Source organism: Streptomyces bungoensis, from assembly GCF_001514215.1.
GTDB lineage: Bacteria > Actinomycetota > Actinomycetes > Streptomycetales > Streptomycetaceae > Streptomyces > Streptomyces bungoensis.
Map to the genome: position 1 here is coordinate 37,109 of NZ_KQ948872.1, position 13,240 is coordinate 50,348.

The 13,240-nt window shown below is 74.7% G+C and carries 15 protein-coding genes and 1 pseudogene; 11 read left to right on the plus strand and 5 right to left on the minus strand.

The window, feature by feature from the left end:
- Positions 1-45: 45 nt before the first annotated feature.
- A complete protein-coding gene (locus tag AQJ66_RS39130) occupies positions 46-345 on the minus strand; it encodes a hypothetical protein (RefSeq protein ID WP_061928740.1) in 300 nt (99 codons plus the stop codon).
- A gap of 283 nt (positions 346-628) precedes the next feature.
- Between AQJ66_RS39130 and AQJ66_RS31405 the strand changes: the two genes are divergently transcribed.
- From AQJ66_RS31405 to AQJ66_RS31415, 3 genes are all read left to right on the plus strand, one after another.
- Positions 629-1,111 carry a MarR family winged helix-turn-helix transcriptional regulator gene (locus tag AQJ66_RS31405; protein ID WP_061928742.1) on the plus strand — a complete coding sequence of 161 codons (483 nt, stop codon included), beginning with the start codon at positions 629-631 and terminating at the stop codon, positions 1,109-1,111.
- Positions 1,112-1,469: 358 nt separating this feature from the next.
- Positions 1,470-2,189, plus strand: a complete 720-nt coding sequence (locus tag AQJ66_RS31410) for a response regulator transcription factor (RefSeq protein WP_061928744.1) — start codon at positions 1,470-1,472, stop codon at positions 2,187-2,189.
- The gene (locus AQJ66_RS31415) at positions 2,189-3,715 is read left to right on the plus strand and encodes a sensor histidine kinase (protein WP_079060535.1); all 1,527 of its coding nucleotides are present in this window, start codon (positions 2,189-2,191) and stop codon (positions 3,713-3,715) included. Before AQJ66_RS31410 ends, AQJ66_RS31415 begins: the two co-directional genes overlap by 1 nt.
- A 55-nt stretch (positions 3,716-3,770) precedes the next feature.
- Here the strand turns inward: AQJ66_RS31415 and AQJ66_RS31420 are convergent, their stop codons facing one another.
- Together AQJ66_RS31420 and AQJ66_RS31425 are read right to left on the minus strand one after the other, a co-directional pair.
- Positions 3,771-5,540 (minus strand): phosphatidylglycerol lysyltransferase domain-containing protein, encoded by a 1,770-nt coding sequence (locus AQJ66_RS31420; RefSeq protein WP_079060536.1) that lies wholly within the window; start codon positions 5,538-5,540, stop codon positions 3,771-3,773.
- Positions 5,541-5,719: 179 nt separating this feature from the next.
- On the minus strand, positions 5,720-6,001 hold the full coding sequence (locus tag AQJ66_RS31425) for a hypothetical protein (protein ID WP_061928746.1): 282 nt from the start codon (positions 5,999-6,001) through the stop codon (positions 5,720-5,722).
- 88 nt (positions 6,002-6,089) lie between these two features.
- Here AQJ66_RS31425 and AQJ66_RS31430 point away from each other — a divergent pair, with 88 nt between their 5' ends.
- From AQJ66_RS31430 to AQJ66_RS31440, 3 genes are all read left to right on the plus strand, one after another.
- Positions 6,090-6,929, plus strand: coding sequence for a M55 family metallopeptidase (locus AQJ66_RS31430; RefSeq protein ID WP_061928748.1), 840 nt, complete (start codon positions 6,090-6,092; stop codon positions 6,927-6,929).
- Between the two features lie 125 nt (positions 6,930-7,054).
- Positions 7,055-8,011, plus strand: a complete 957-nt coding sequence (locus AQJ66_RS31435; RefSeq protein ID WP_061928750.1) for an ABC transporter ATP-binding protein — start codon at positions 7,055-7,057, stop codon at positions 8,009-8,011.
- Complete coding sequence (locus AQJ66_RS31440; protein WP_061928752.1) at positions 8,008-8,847, plus strand: ABC transporter permease; 840 nt, start codon at positions 8,008-8,010, stop codon at positions 8,845-8,847. The genes AQJ66_RS31435 and AQJ66_RS31440 overlap by 4 nt, the downstream gene beginning before the upstream one ends.
- Positions 8,848-8,868: 21 nt before the next feature.
- Here the strand turns inward: AQJ66_RS31440 and AQJ66_RS41070 are convergent.
- Positions 8,869-9,009, minus strand: a pseudogene (locus AQJ66_RS41070) (phosphorothioated DNA-binding restriction endonuclease); the annotation flags it as partial.
- Positions 8,988-9,392: an ArsR/SmtB family transcription factor gene (locus AQJ66_RS31445; RefSeq protein ID WP_061928754.1), complete on the minus strand. Its 405-nt coding sequence runs from the start codon at positions 9,390-9,392 to the stop codon at positions 8,988-8,990. The gene AQJ66_RS31445 and the pseudogene AQJ66_RS41070, both read right to left, overlap by 22 nt.
- Positions 9,393-9,468: 76 nt before the next feature.
- Between AQJ66_RS31445 and AQJ66_RS31450 the strand changes: the two genes are divergently transcribed.
- From AQJ66_RS31450 to crcB (AQJ66_RS31470), 5 genes are all read left to right on the plus strand, one after another.
- A complete protein-coding gene (locus tag AQJ66_RS31450; RefSeq protein WP_061928905.1) occupies positions 9,469-11,445 on the plus strand; it encodes a heavy metal translocating P-type ATPase in 1,977 nt (658 codons plus the stop codon).
- The gene (locus AQJ66_RS31455; RefSeq protein ID WP_061928756.1) at positions 11,442-11,843 is read left to right on the plus strand and encodes a hypothetical protein; all 402 of its coding nucleotides are present in this window, start codon (positions 11,442-11,444) and stop codon (positions 11,841-11,843) included. Before AQJ66_RS31450 ends, AQJ66_RS31455 begins: the two co-directional genes overlap by 4 nt.
- 170 nt (positions 11,844-12,013) lie before the next feature.
- Complete coding sequence (gene crcB, locus AQJ66_RS31460; RefSeq protein ID WP_061928758.1) at positions 12,014-12,499, plus strand: fluoride efflux transporter CrcB; 486 nt, start codon at positions 12,014-12,016, stop codon at positions 12,497-12,499.
- On the plus strand, positions 12,496-12,867 hold the full coding sequence (locus tag AQJ66_RS31465) for a DUF190 domain-containing protein (RefSeq protein ID WP_061928760.1): 372 nt from the start codon (positions 12,496-12,498) through the stop codon (positions 12,865-12,867). Before crcB (AQJ66_RS31460) ends, AQJ66_RS31465 begins: the two co-directional genes overlap by 4 nt.
- Positions 12,864-13,238, plus strand: a complete 375-nt coding sequence (crcB, locus tag AQJ66_RS31470; protein ID WP_061928762.1) for a fluoride efflux transporter CrcB — start codon at positions 12,864-12,866, stop codon at positions 13,236-13,238. Before AQJ66_RS31465 ends, crcB (AQJ66_RS31470) begins: the two co-directional genes overlap by 4 nt.
- The last annotated feature ends 2 nt before the right edge of the window (positions 13,239-13,240 follow it).

Here is a 13,240-nt window from a genome sequence, read left to right on the forward strand (position 1 = left end):
AGGGGGTCTGGCGGCCGCGGGGCGTGGCATACATCGGTACGGACATCACGGGGCCGGGCAGCGGGGGCCGAGGCGAGGTGGCGTGCGGATGAGTCGGGTGCGGCTGCTGGGCGTGTGCGGTGCCGTGGCGGTGGGCGCGGGCGTGACCGGTCCGGCCGGGGCGGTCCCGGGGCCGGAGGCCGATCTGTCGTTCCACGGGAGCGCGGTGATGAGCGGGGACGCGGCGGAGGTGCGGCTGACCCCGCGGGACGACGGGCCGGCCGAGGTGAGCGACGCGAGCGTGCTGCTGCGCTGGTCGGTGCCGCCGGCGCGGGAGCAGCGGTTGCCGGATCGGTGCGCGCGCACGGACGAGCGGACGGTGGTGTGCGGGACCGGGGCGCTGTGGCCGGGCGGGGCAGGAGATCGATGCCGTGGTGCGGCTGGCGGACCGGCCGTCGGAGGTGACACTCGAGGTGGAGACGGCCTGGAGCGGGGGCGCGGTGGAGCGGGACCGGACGAACGGCCGGCTGAGGGTGCTGGTGCTGGACACCGGTGACGCGTACGCCTTCCGAGCCGCCGGCGTCGTCCCGGCGTCGTACGATCGCTGCTCCACCGATCTCTGCTCCACGTGGACGAAGGGGAGTGCGGCATGGCCGGGAAGGGGACCGGGCGGTCCGGGCTGCTGGCGGAGCTGGCGGTGGTCTCCCGGCGCTACATGGCCTCGTACGCCCTGTTCAACCAGGCGGTCGCCGACCGTATCGGGCTGCATCCGACCGATCTGCAGTGCCTGAACCTGCTCACGCTGGAGGCGGAGCCGGTGACCACGGGCCGGGTCGCGGAGCTGACGGGGCTGACGACGGGGTCGGCGACCCGGCTGGTGGACCGGCTGGAGCGGGCCGGGTACGTGGTGCGGCGGCGGGACGAGGCGGACCGGCGGCGGGTGCTGGTGGCGACGGTGCCGGAGCGGATCGCCGAGTTCGGGCGGATGTGGGAGGCGCTGGCCGGTGACTGGTCGCGGATCTTCGACGAGCTGGACGACGACGAGCTGGCGGTGATCGTCCGGCACATGGCGCGGACGGTGGAGTTCAGCGGGGAGCAGATCGCGCGGCTGCGGGACCGCTCCCGGGGCTAGGCGACCCGGGTTCGGCACTCGCCACCGAGGCGGCGGTCCTGGCCGGTGCGGCGGAGGTGTCCGGGCTGGTGGACGAGGGTGTGCCGAGCCGGCGGGCGGCCGGGGCCTTCCGTCTCGCGGACGCGGGCCAGGCGCATGCGCGGCCCGCGGACGGCGGGGTGCGCGGCCGGGTGGTGCCGGTGCCCCGGGCGGCCCGTCGCGGTCCGGGCGGCGGGGCGGCAGCGGTGAGAAGACGGCAGGGCCCCGGCCCCGGGTTGCCTGTGTGACGGTGAGAGCCGGGTAAAAAGGGTGATCGTAGGTCCGATCGCCCCAGGCCAACCAGCGCGCGCCTTGGCAGACTGGGGGCGTGTCCCAGACTGTGCTGCTCGCCGAAGACGACCGTGCCATCCGCCATGCCCTGGAGCGGGCCCTGAGTCTGGAGGGCTACGAGGTGACGGCGGTCGCCGACGGGGTGGAGGCGCTGGCGCAGGCCCACCGGACGCCGCCGGACGTCCTCGTGCTCGACGTGATGATGCCGGGCATCGACGGGCTGCAGGTCTGCCGGGTGCTGCGCGCCGAGGGCGACCGCACGCCGATCCTCATGCTCACCGCCCTGGTGGAGACCGCGGACCGGATCGCGGGCCTGGACGCCGGCGCCGACGACTACGTCGTGAAGCCGTTCGACGTCGAGGAGGTCTTCGCCCGGCTGCGCGCGCTGCTGCGGCGGACGAGCCCGGTGCCCGCGGGCGGCGCCGGCTCCGGCGGCGACGGCGGCGGGCGGGAGGTGCAGGTCTCCGACCGGCAGGTGGAGGCCGCGGGCATCCTGATGGACCTGCAGGCCCGGCGGGCCTGGCGCGGCCGGCGTGAGCTGGAGCTGACCCGTACCGAGTTCGAGCTGCTGGAGCTGCTGGTGCGCAACGCGGGCATCGTGCTCGACCACTCCACGATCTACGACCGGATCTGGGGCTACGACTTCGGCCCGGGCTCGAAGAACCTGGCCGTGTACGTCGGTTATCTGCGCCGCAAGCTGGACGAGCCGGGCGCTCCGCAGCTGATCCACACCGTGCGGGGCGTGGGTTACGTGCTGCGGGAGGACTAGTGGGGGGCGGCTGGCGGCTGCCTGCCGGGCCCCGGCCCAAGCTGGTCTCCCTGCGCACGACGTTCGCGGTGTCCTTCGCGGCGGTCACGGCCGCCGTGACGATCCTGGTCGGCATCCTGTCGTACGGCTCCGCGGCCCGTCTGGTCCGGGTGGACCAGCAGTCGGTGTTCACGCAGGTCGTGCAGGACGTCCAGGACGAGGTGCGGCAGCACGAGATGGTCCCGGAGGACTTCTCCTCCTCCCGGCCGGGCCACGACGTGGTCCGGCCCGCCCGCACCGATGTGCAGGTGCTGGGCGCGCGGGGGCAGATCGTCGACCACGGCAGCCCGGTGCTGCCGGTGACCGTGCGCGACAGGGGCGTGGCCCGGGCGGAGGCGGCCGGGAAGCTGGCCGAGCACCGGGACGTGCGGGTCGGCGAGGACCTGTTCCGGGTCGCCACCGTCTCCCTCGGGGACGGCAAGGGCGCGGTGCAGGTGGCGCAGGAGTTCAGCGACACCGAGGACCTGCTGCGGGCGCTGCAGCAGCGGACCCTGATCCTGATGTCGGCGGTCGTGGTCGCCGCCGGGCTGTTCGGCTGGTGGCTGGCGCGCCGGATCACCAGGCGCCTGGTGGTCCTGACCTCCGCGGCCGAGGACGTGGCCCGCACCCGGCAGCTGGGCATCCAGGTGCCCGTCGCGGGTCTGGACGAGGTCGGCCGGCTCGGCCGCGCCTTCGACCGCATGCTGGGGCGGCTCGCCCAGTCCGAGGAGGACCAGCGGCGGCTGGTCCAGGACGCGGGCCACGAACTGCGCACGCCGCTGACCTCGCTGCGGACGAACATCTCGCTGCTGCGGCGCATCGACGAGCTGCCGCCGGCCACCCGGGAGGAGCTCGTCGCCGACCTCACGCAGGAGGCCCGGGAGCTGACCGACCTGGTCAACGAGCTGGTCGACCTCGCGGCCGGGCAGTTCGACACCGAGCCGCCGCAGCGGGTGGACCTGGCCGACATCGCCGAGGACGTGGCGGGGCTGGCCAGGCGGCGGACCGGGCGGGAGGTGGTGCTGCGCGCGAGCGGCGACACCAGCACCGACGGGCGGCCCGGGATGCTGCAGCGGGCCATGTCGAACCTGGTCGAGAACGCGGCGAAGTTCGACCGGGACGGGACGGCCCCCATCGAGATCAACGTCACCGGTCCGGCGCGGTCGGGGACGGTGCGCGTGGAGGTCCTCGACCGGGGGCCGGGCATCGCCGAGGGCGACCTCATCCGTATCTTCGACCGTTTCTACCGGGCCGCCGACGCGCGGTCGCTGCCCGGGTCCGGGCTCGGGCTGTCCATCGTCCGCGAGGTCGCCATGGCGCACGGCGGGGCGCCGTTCGCCTTCCGGCGGGAGGGCGGCGGGGCGGTCATCGGGTTCACGGTGGGCGGCGGGCTCGGCGGCAGCGGCGGGGGCGGCCACCAGGGCCACCAGGGGCATCAAGGCCACCACGGTCCCCTCGGCCACCTCGGTCACCTCGGCCGAGGGGGCGGCCGAGGAGAGGGCGGCTGAGGGGCCGTCGCGGCCTCCGCCGGGCGTGCGGCCCCCGCCGGCGTGCCGCCCGCGGTTACGAGCGTGCGCCCAGCCCCGGCAGGGTCAGGAACCCCTCCGCGCGGGCGCTGGCCAGGCCGATGCGGGGGATGTCGCTGCTCTTGGCGAAGAGCAGGAAGCGGGGTTCCCACAGCGGGCGGTACTTGGCGTTCGCGCGGTAGAGGGACTCGATCTGCCACCAGCGGGAGAAGAAGGTGAGGACGGAGCGCCACAGCCGCAGCACCGGGCCGGCGCCGAGGCGGGAGCCGCGTTCGAAGACCGAGCGGAACATGGCGAAGTTCAGGGAGACCCGGCGGATGCCCAGCTCCTCGGCCCGCAGCAGCAGTTCCACGACCATGTACTCCATGAGGCCGTTCTCGCAGTCCCGGTCGCGGCGCATCAGATCGAGCGAGAGGCCGTGCTCGCCCCAGGGCACGAAGCTGAGCACGGCCCGCGGCTGTCCCTCGGCGTCCCGGCACTCCAGCATCACGCAGCGGCCGTCGGCGGGGTCGCCGAGGCGGCCGAGGGCCATGGAGAAGCCGCGTTCGGTGGTGCCGTCGCGCCAGTGGTCGGCGCGGTCGACGAGGACGGACATCTCGTCGGCCGGGATGTCCTCGTGGCGGCGGATGCTGACGGTGTAGCCGGCCCGGCGCACCCGGTTGTGGGCCTGCCGGACGACCCGCATGGCCCGGCCCTCCAGGGTGAAGTCGGCGAGGTCGACGATCGCCTCGTCACCCAGTTCGAGGGCGTCCATGCCGTGCCGGGCGTAGACGGTGCCGGCTTCCTCGCTCGCGCCCATGACGGCGGGCGTCCAGGCGTGCCGGCGGGCCTCGGCAAGCCAGGCGTCGATGGCGCCGGGCCAGGCCTCGGGGTCGCCGATGGGGTCGCCGGAGGCCAGGCTGACGCCGCCGACGACCCGGTAGGTGACGGCCGCCTTGCCGCTGGGGGAGAACATGGCGGCCTTGTCGCGGCGCAGCGCGAAGTAGCCGAGCGAGTCGCGCTCGCCGTGCCGGTCGAGCAGCTCCCGCAGCCGCGCCTCGTCGTCGCTGCCGAGCAGGCAGGCGCCGCGGGGGGCGCGGAAGCAGGCGTAGAGGACGAGGAGGAAGGTCACGGCGATCAGGACGTTGACGATGATGTCCACCCAGCGGGGCGCGTGCACGGCGTCGACGCGGTCGGCGAGCGGGCCGACGCTGATGCCGCGCAGCAGGGTGTAGGCGATCTCGTCCTGGACGGTGGCGCCGGGCAGGGTGTTCGTCGCGTGCACCAGCAGGGTGCCGAGGGTGCCGCTGACCAGGACGCCGCCGGTGCCGACGGCGAGGGCGAGGCGCGGGTTGGAGCGGTCGCCGATGGCGTCGAACTCGCGCCGGGAGATCAGCAGGGCCGCCACGAACAGGCCGGTCAGGGCGGTGGAGAGCCAGTTGAAGAAGTGGTCGCCGTACGGGTCGCGGGTGAGCGCGAGGACGTAGAGGGCGAGGAGGGGGCCGGCGAGGAGCAGGTTGGACACCCAGGCGGCGCGTTTGCGGCGGCGCATCACCACGGCGAGGAAGGAGGCGAGCGCCGCCGAGACCAGGCCGGCCGTGGCCAGGTACGGGGTGAAGAACTCGCCCGCGTTGTGCTCGTGGACCTCCTCGCGGAACGGCAGGGAGAGCACGGCGGCGATGTTGAGCACGGCCATCAGCCGCAGGTACCAGACGGTGGCCACCGCGGCGCGTTTCCTGAGCCGGCCGCCGGTCGGCAGGGAGGGGAGGCGCGGCTTGCGCTGCGCGGGAACCTGTGGGGAGATCAGGCTCGGCTGACGTGCGGGCATGGTGACGGGCACCTTGGGGGAGGGGACGGGGCAACGCTGACCCTACAGCGCGTAGGGTAGCGCGGATGCGGTGAGCACACATCCCGCGCACAGGGTCTCACCCGCAGCGGTGAGCGGGTGCCCGCGCGCGGCACGGGCACACGCCCGCGGGGCCGGCCGCCGGTACTCTCACCGGCTTCTCACCCGGGACCCTCCGTGTCGCGCCGGGCCGCGGCCAGGGTCCAGGCCAGGTTGCCGACGGCCGCCCCGGCCGCCACGACGGCGACGATCACCCCGCCGGTGGCCAGGCCGTCGCTGAACAGGTGCGGGCGCCGGTCGAGGCTGTGCAGCCCGAAGCCGCTCAGCTCGTACACGCCGACGGCGGCCACCACGAGGCTGACGGCCAGCAGGGCCAGCGTCGGGGCGAGGCCGCGCGCAGCGATCCGCCCCGCCGGGCCGGGCTCCGTCTCCGTGTCCTGCATGTGTTCCCCCGTTGAACGGACAGTGGTCCTGGGCGGTTGGAACCTACATTACGTAGGGTCGGGTGAGGGGCGGGTTAGGGTCGGCTTCATGCGGATCTACGTCAGCGCCGACATGGAGGGCGTCACCGGACTGGTGGACTCCGACGACGTCCAGCCCGGCGGGCGGGACTACGAGCGGGGCCGTTCCATGATGGCCGAGGACGTCAACGCGGCCGTACGAGGCGCGCTGGCGGCGGGGGCGAGCGCCGCACTGGTGAACGACGCCCACGGTCCGATGCGCAACCTGCTGCCGGAGGCGCTGCACCCGGCCGCCCGCCTGGTCCGCGGCAAGCCCAAGCAGATGGGCATGCTGGAAGGGCTCACCGGCGAGTACGACGCGGTGGTCTGCGTCGGCTACCACGCCCGGGCCGGCGCGCTCGGCGTGCTCAGCCACAGCTTCATGGGCCACGAGATCGAGGACATGTGGCTGGACGGCCGCCCCGTCGGCGAGATCGGCCTCGCCCACGCCACCGCGGCGGCCCTGGGCGTCCCGGTGGTGACCCTCACGGGTGACGACGCGGCGTGCGCGGAGATGACGGCGTGGGACGCGTCGGTCGCCACGGTCCCGGTGAAGTACGCCCACGACCGGTTCGCGGCCGAACTGCGCCCGCCGCGGGAGGCGCGCAAGGCCATCGAGGAGGGGGTCGCGCGGGCACTGGCGGAACTGCCGCCCCGTGCGCGGGACGGGGTGCGGCCGGCCGCCGAGGCGACCCTCACCGTCCGCTGGCAGTCCGCGTCGGTCGCCGCGACCCTGCTGGGCATCCCCTCGGTGACGGCCGTGGACAGCCGCACCGTCCGGGCCGCCGGCCCGCTCCCCGCGCTCTACCGCCTGTTCGGGGTGTGGATGCGGGTGGCCTCCGCGCTCACCAACCAGCCGCCCTACTGCTGAGCACGGCGCGTCGACCCCCTCTGTGGTCCGTTCAGCCCCCGATACCACGGAAGTCGGGCAATCCGGGCCATAGCGTGGCGGGTGGGGCGTCGGACGCGGGCGCCCGGTCGAGAGAGAGGGCGCACATGATCGACGCACGGCAGCTGACCAAGAGGTACGGGGAGAAGACGGCCGTCGACGGGCTCGACTTCGTCGTGAAGCCGGGCTCGGTGACCGGCTTCCTGGGGCCGAACGGCGCGGGGAAGTCCACGACGATGCGGATGATCGTCGGTCTCGACGCCCCGACCGGCGGCACCGTCACCGTGAACGGCCGGCGCTACGCCCGCCACCGGGCGCCGCTGCAGGAGGTGGGAGCCCTGCTGGAGGCGAAGTCCGTCCACCCGGGCCGCTCGGCCCGCAGTCACCTCCGGGCGCTCGCGCTCACCCACGGCATCCCGGCCCGCCGCGTGGACGAGGTGATCGAGCTGGCGGGGCTCGGCAGCGTCGCGAAGAAGCGGGCCGGTTCGTTCTCCCTCGGCATGGGGCAGCGGCTCGGGATCGCGGCGGCGCTGCTCGGCGACCCGCAGACGGTGATGCTGGACGAGCCGGTCAACGGGCTCGACCCGGAGGGCGTGCGCTGGATCCGCACCCTGCTGACCTCGCTCGCCGCCGAGGGCCGGACCGTCTTCGTCTCCTCCCATCTGATGAGCGAGGTGGCACAGGTGGCCGACCACCTGATCGTCGTGGGCCGGGGACGGCTGCTCGCCGACACCACCGTGCAGGAACTCGTCCGCGCGGCGGACGGCGCCTCGGTGCGGGTGGCGACGCGGGACCCGGCCCGGCTGCGGGACGTCCTGACCGGTCCGGGCGTCGACATCAGCGGCCGGCCCGGCTCCGAGGAGCTGCAGGTGACCGGGCTGACCGCCCGCGAGATCGGGCTGAAGGCGGCGGAGCACGGCATCCCCCTGTTCGAACTGACGGCGCGGAGCGTGTCGCTGGAGGAGGCGTTCATGGAGCTGACCCGGGACGCCGTGGAGTACCACGGCTCCACGACGGCCCTCGGCGCACCCGGGTCCCCCGAGCCCGCCGGGAGGACGGCATGAGCGACACCCTCACCACGGCCGGCGCCGGCACCACCGCCCCCGCCCGGCCCGCCTACCGGGTGACCGGCCCGCGCGTGCTGCGCGCCGAGTGGGCCAAGCTGTGGTCGCTGCGCTCCACCTGGATCACCCTCGGCCTCGCCCTGCTCTTCCTCGTCGCCTTCGGGATCATCGCCGCGACCCGTTTCCGGTCCCTGACCGGTTCCGCGCGCATGCCCGGGGACTTCGCCCGGTCGACGGCCCTCAGCCTGTCCCTCTTCGGCACCAACTTCGCCCAGCTCGCCCTCGGTGTCCTCGGCGTGCTGGTCACGGCGGGGGAGTACTCCACCGGCCTGATCCGCTCGACGCTCACGGCCGTACCGCGCCGGCTGCCCGTGCTGTGGTCCAAGGCGGCCGTGTTCGGCCTGGTCGCGCTGGTGACCGGCACCCTGGGCGCCTTCACCGCCTTCCTGTTCGGCAGCCGCGTCGTCGCCGGCACCTCCGCCGCGATGGGCTTCACGCACGCGGGAGTCGTCCGCAGCCTGCTGGGCGCCGGGCTCTACCTCGGCCTGGTCGGCGTCATCGGCACCGCCCTCGGCGCGCTGCTGCGCTCGGTGGCCGCCGGCGTCGCGGTCCTGGTCGCCACCTTCATGCTGATCCCCGGCCTGATGTCGCTCCTGCCGAGCTCCTGGCAGGCCGACATCAGCCCCTACCTGCCGAGCCACGCCGGCGAGTCCCTGTTCACCCTGGCCCCCGACCCCACCGTCCTCTCCCCCCAGTCCGGCCTGCTGGTGTTCCTCGCCTGGACGGCACTGGCCCTGGCGGGCGCGGCGTACCGCCTCCTCCGCAGCGACGCCTGACCCCGGACGCGGAGCGCCCTCTCACCGGCGTCCGGCAGGCCGCGGCCCACCGTGGAAGACCTGACCGGTGTGCCGGACCCGGTGGGAGGCCGCGACGGGACGGGCACCCGGCTGTGGTGCGGTGACCGCCGCCGCCACGCTCATGCGCTCGGGGCGGTGGCCTCTTCCGGTTCCGGCTCCGTCAAGGTGACCGCGGTGTCGGGCAGGCCCAGGCGGAGGTGCTCGACGTGGTAGATGGCCTGGTCGATGAGTTCGGCGACGTGGTTGTCGTAGAGGGAGTACACCACCGAGCGGCCCTTGCGGGTGCCGACGACGAGGCCGAGGTTGCGCAGCAGGCGGAGCTGGTGGGAGCAGGCGGACTGCTCCATGCCGACCTCGGCGGCCAGCTCGGTCGCGGGCAGCGGGCCTTCGCGCAGGCGGGCGAGGATGAGCAGCCGGGAGGGGGTCGCCAGTGCCTGCAGGGTGGTGGCGACCTTGGCGGCGCTGGCGGCGTCCAGGCGCCCGCGCGGGACGCTTCCGGCCTGCGGTGCGGCTCCATGACCCATGCGTCCATGGTACGGCACCACTCATGAACACATGAATGTCTCTTCATTCATTCCTGCTACGGTGGATGCCGTGTCGATGTCATCCACGTCCGCCCCGCCCACCCGCGAGACTTCGCCCGGCGCCGCGCGCGAGGCCGCGCTGCCCCGCCGCCGCACCCGGATCCTCGCCCTGCCCGAGGCCCGCTGGGCGGCCGCGGCGCTGGTGCTGTTCCTGATCGCCCTGCCGCTCTACCTGGCGGGAGCCCCGGCCTGGGCCTGGGGTCCGCTGTTCGCGGCCGTCTACGTGACCGGCGGCTGGGAGCCGGGCCGGGCCGGCCTCCAGGCACTGCGCGAGAAGACCCTGGACGTCGACCTGCTGATGGTGGTCGCCGCTCTCGGGGCCGCGGCGATCGGGCAGGTGCTGGACGGCGCCCTGCTCATCGTCATCTTCGCCACCTCCGGCGCGCTGGAGGCGATCGCCACCGCCCGCACCGCCGACTCGGTGCGCGGCCTGCTCGACCTGGCCCCCGCCACCGCCACCCGGCTCGACGACGACGGCACCGAGGAGACGGTGCCGACCGGGCAACTCGCCGTGGGCGAGGTCGTGCTGGTGCGGCCCGGCGAGCGGATCGGGGCCGACGGCCGGGTACTGGACGGGACGAGCGAGGTCGACCAGGCCACCATCACCGGCGAACCGCTGCCCGTGGCCAAGCGGCAGGGCGACGAGGTGTTCGCCGGAACCCTGAACGGCACGGGCGCCCTGTGGGTGAAGGTCGAACGGGACCCGGCCGACTCCGTGATCGCCCGGATCGTGGCCATGGTGGAGGAGGCCTCCGAGACCAAGGCCCCCACCCAGCTGTTCATCGAGAAGGTCGAGCAGCGCTACAGCCTCGGCATGGTCGCCGCCACCCTCGCCCTGTTCGCCCTGCCGCTCGTCCTCGGCGCCGACCTGCGGTCCACGCTGCTGCGCGCGATGACCTTCATGATCGTCGCCTCCCCCTGCGCGGTGGTGCTGGCCACCATGCCCCCGCTGCTGTCCGCCATCGCCAACGCCGGCCGCCACGGCGTGCTGGTGAAGTCGGCCGTCGTCATGGAGCGGCTCGGGCAGGTGGACGCGGTCGCCCTGGACAAGACCGGCACGCTGACCGAGGGCACTCCGCGCGTGGCCGACGTCCGCCCGCTGGCCGCCTCCGGCCTGACGCAGGACGAGGTGCTGCGGCTGGCGGCCGCCGCCGAGCGCCCCAGCGAGCACCCGCTGGCCCGCGCGGTCGTCGCCGCCGCCCGCGCCCGCGGCCTGGTCGTCCCGCCGGCCGAGGACTTCACCTCCACCCCGGGCGCCGGGGTGAGCGCGACGGTCGAGGGCCGCACGGTCGGGGTCGGCAGCCCCGCCCGCGTCCTCGACGACCGCACCGGTCACCCCGTCGCCGCCGCCCTGGAGGAGGAGGGCCGCACCGCCGTGCTGGTCACCCTCGACGGCACACCGGTGGGGGTCCTGGGCATCGCCGACCGGCTCCGCGACGAGGCCGCCGCCACCGTGACCGCCCTCGGCGAGCTCACCGGCACCGCCCCCGTGCTGGCCACCGGCGACAACGCCCGCGCGGCGGCCCGGCTCGCCGCCGAGGTCGGCATCACCGACGTGCGCGCCGGCCTCCTCCCGCAGGACAAGGTCACCGCCGTCCTGGAGATGCAGCGGGCGGGCCGCAAGGTGCTGGTGGTCGGCGACGGCGTCAACGACGCCCCCGCCCTGGCCGCCGCCCACACCGGCATCGCCATGGGCCGGGCGGGCTCCGACCTGGCCCTGGAGACCGCCGACGCGGTCGTCGTACGCGACGAACTCGGCACCATCCCCGCCGTCGTGCGCCTCTCCCGCCAGGCCCGCCGCCTGGTGGTGCAGAACCTCGTCGTCGCCGCGGTGTTCATCACCGGCCTGGTCGTCTGGGACCTGGCCGGCACGCTGCCGCTGCCGCTCGGTGTCGCGGGACACGAGGGCTCCACCGTCATCGTCGGCCTCAACGGCCTGCGCCTGCTCGCCGACGGCGCCTGGCGCCGCGCCCGCGACGGGTACGGCCGGTGAGCCGCCGCAGCCGCGACACCGCCCCCGCCGGGGCGGCCCGCTGCACCGTGACCGTCTGCCGCGGCTGCTGCTGCGGCACGGCGAAGATCCCCGGCATCGACCACCCCGCCCAGCTCGCCGGGCTGCGCCGCGCCCTCGACGGCACCGCCCAGGTGCGGGTGACCGACTGCCTGGACGCCTGCGAGCACGCCAACGTGGTCGTCGTCCAGCCCTCCGCCGCCGGCCGGGCGGCCGGCGGACGCCCGGTGTGGCTGGGCCTGGTCAACGACACGGACGCCGCCGACGACATCGCCACCTGGGTCGAAGCCGGCGGCCCCGGGCTCGCCGACCCGCCCGGCGTGCTCGACCTGTACGCGTTCAGCCCCTCCCGCCGCGTCCGCCGGGCCGTCGACGGCTGACCTCCGCCGGCCCGGGGCGTTACCCTGGTCGTCGGCCGCGGTCCGTGATCGCGGCGCGGCGGTGGGGCTCGCCGTACCCGAACCGCGGCAGGGATGCCGCCAACAGTCCCTACTTGCGAAGGTGCGTGCCCGTGCACCCGTGTACCCGGGCCCCGGCGAGTAGGAGATCCATGACAGCCCCACGACCCACGACGACCGGCGAACCCGTGGACCCCGACGTCGACCTGCGCGTGCCCGCCCGGCGGCGCCCGTCCTGGCGGGCGCAGGGACCGATCGTGGCGGCGGTGGCCGTCGGCGGGGCGGTCGGGGCGTCGGCCCGGTACGCGGCGTCGCTGGCCTGGCCGGTCGCGGCGGGAGGCTTCCCCTGGACGACCCTGTGGGTCAACGCCGCCGGCTGCGCGGTCATCGGCGTCTTCATGGTGCTGATCACCGACGTGTGGGCGGCGCACCGGCTGGTGCGGCCCTTCTTCGGGACCGGGGTGCTCGGCGGGTTCACGACGTTCTCCACGTACGCCGTGGACATCCAGAGACTCGTGGCCGGGGGGCATCCCCGGACCGGGCTCGCGTATCTCGCCGCGACGCTGTGCGCGGCGCTGGCGGCGGTGTGGCTCGCGGCGACGGCGACGCGCCGCCTGGTGGCATGGAGGCAGCGGTGACACGGCTGACGGGCAGGGCCCTGCGCGTGACGATCTTCGTCGGGGAGAACGACTGCTGGCACCACAAGCCCCTGTACAGCGAGATCGTGCACCGGGCGCACCAGGCAGGGCTGGCCGGTGCCTCGGTGTTCCGGGGGGTGGAGGGCTTCGGCGCCTCCTCCCTGATCCACACCTCGCGGATCCTGTCCCTCAGCGAGGACCTGCCGGTGGCGATCGTGATCGTGGACACCGAGGAACGGGTGCGCGACTTCCTGCCCCAGCTGGACGAGCTCGTGGCGGAGGGCCTGGTGATGCTCGACGACTGCGAGGTCATCCGGTACGTCGGCAGGGACAAGGACACGGACAAGAGCAGGGACAGGAAGAAGTGAACTGGCTGCTCGTGGTCGTCGGCGCCATGGTCGGCGCGCCCCTGCGCTACCTGACCGACCGCGCGGTGCAGAAGCGGCACGACACCGTGTTCCCGTGGGGCACCTTCACCGTGAACCTGTCCGGCTGCCTGGTCCTGGGCCTGCTGTCCGGGGCCGTGGCGGCCGGCGCAGCCTCCTCCCACCTGCAACTGCTGCTGGGCACCGGCCTGTGCGGGGCGCTGACGACGTACTCGACGTTCTCGTACGAGACGCTGCGGCTGGCGGAGGACGGGGCGAGGTTCTTCGCCGCGGCCAACGTCGTCGCGAGCGTCGTGGCGGGCCTCGGGGCCGCCTTCGCCGGGGTGTCGCTCGCCCAGGCCCTGTGGGGGTGAGC

Coding starts and splice junctions, on each gene's coding strand:
- AQJ66_RS31405 (WP_061928742.1), top strand. CDS start 629: ATGGCCGGGAAGGGGACCGGGCGGTCCGGGCTGCTGGCGGAGCTGGCG.
- AQJ66_RS31435 (WP_061928750.1), top strand. CDS start 7,055: ATGATCGACGCACGGCAGCTGACCAAGAGGTACGGGGAGAAGACGGCC.
- AQJ66_RS31445 (WP_061928754.1), bottom strand. CDS start 9,392: ATGGGTCATGGAGCCGCACCGCAGGCCGGAAGCGTCCCGCGCGGGCGC.
- crcB (WP_061928758.1), top strand. CDS start 12,014: ATGACAGCCCCACGACCCACGACGACCGGCGAACCCGTGGACCCCGAC.
- AQJ66_RS31440 (WP_061928752.1), top strand. CDS start 8,008: ATGAGCGACACCCTCACCACGGCCGGCGCCGGCACCACCGCCCCCGCC.
- AQJ66_RS31420 (WP_079060536.1), bottom strand. CDS start 5,540: ATGCCCGCACGTCAGCCGAGCCTGATCTCCCCACAGGTTCCCGCGCAG.
- AQJ66_RS31425 (WP_061928746.1), bottom strand. CDS start 6,001: ATGCAGGACACGGAGACGGAGCCCGGCCCGGCGGGGCGGATCGCTGCG.
- AQJ66_RS31450 (WP_061928905.1), top strand. CDS start 9,469: ATGTCATCCACGTCCGCCCCGCCCACCCGCGAGACTTCGCCCGGCGCC.
- AQJ66_RS31430 (WP_061928748.1), top strand. CDS start 6,090: ATGCGGATCTACGTCAGCGCCGACATGGAGGGCGTCACCGGACTGGTG.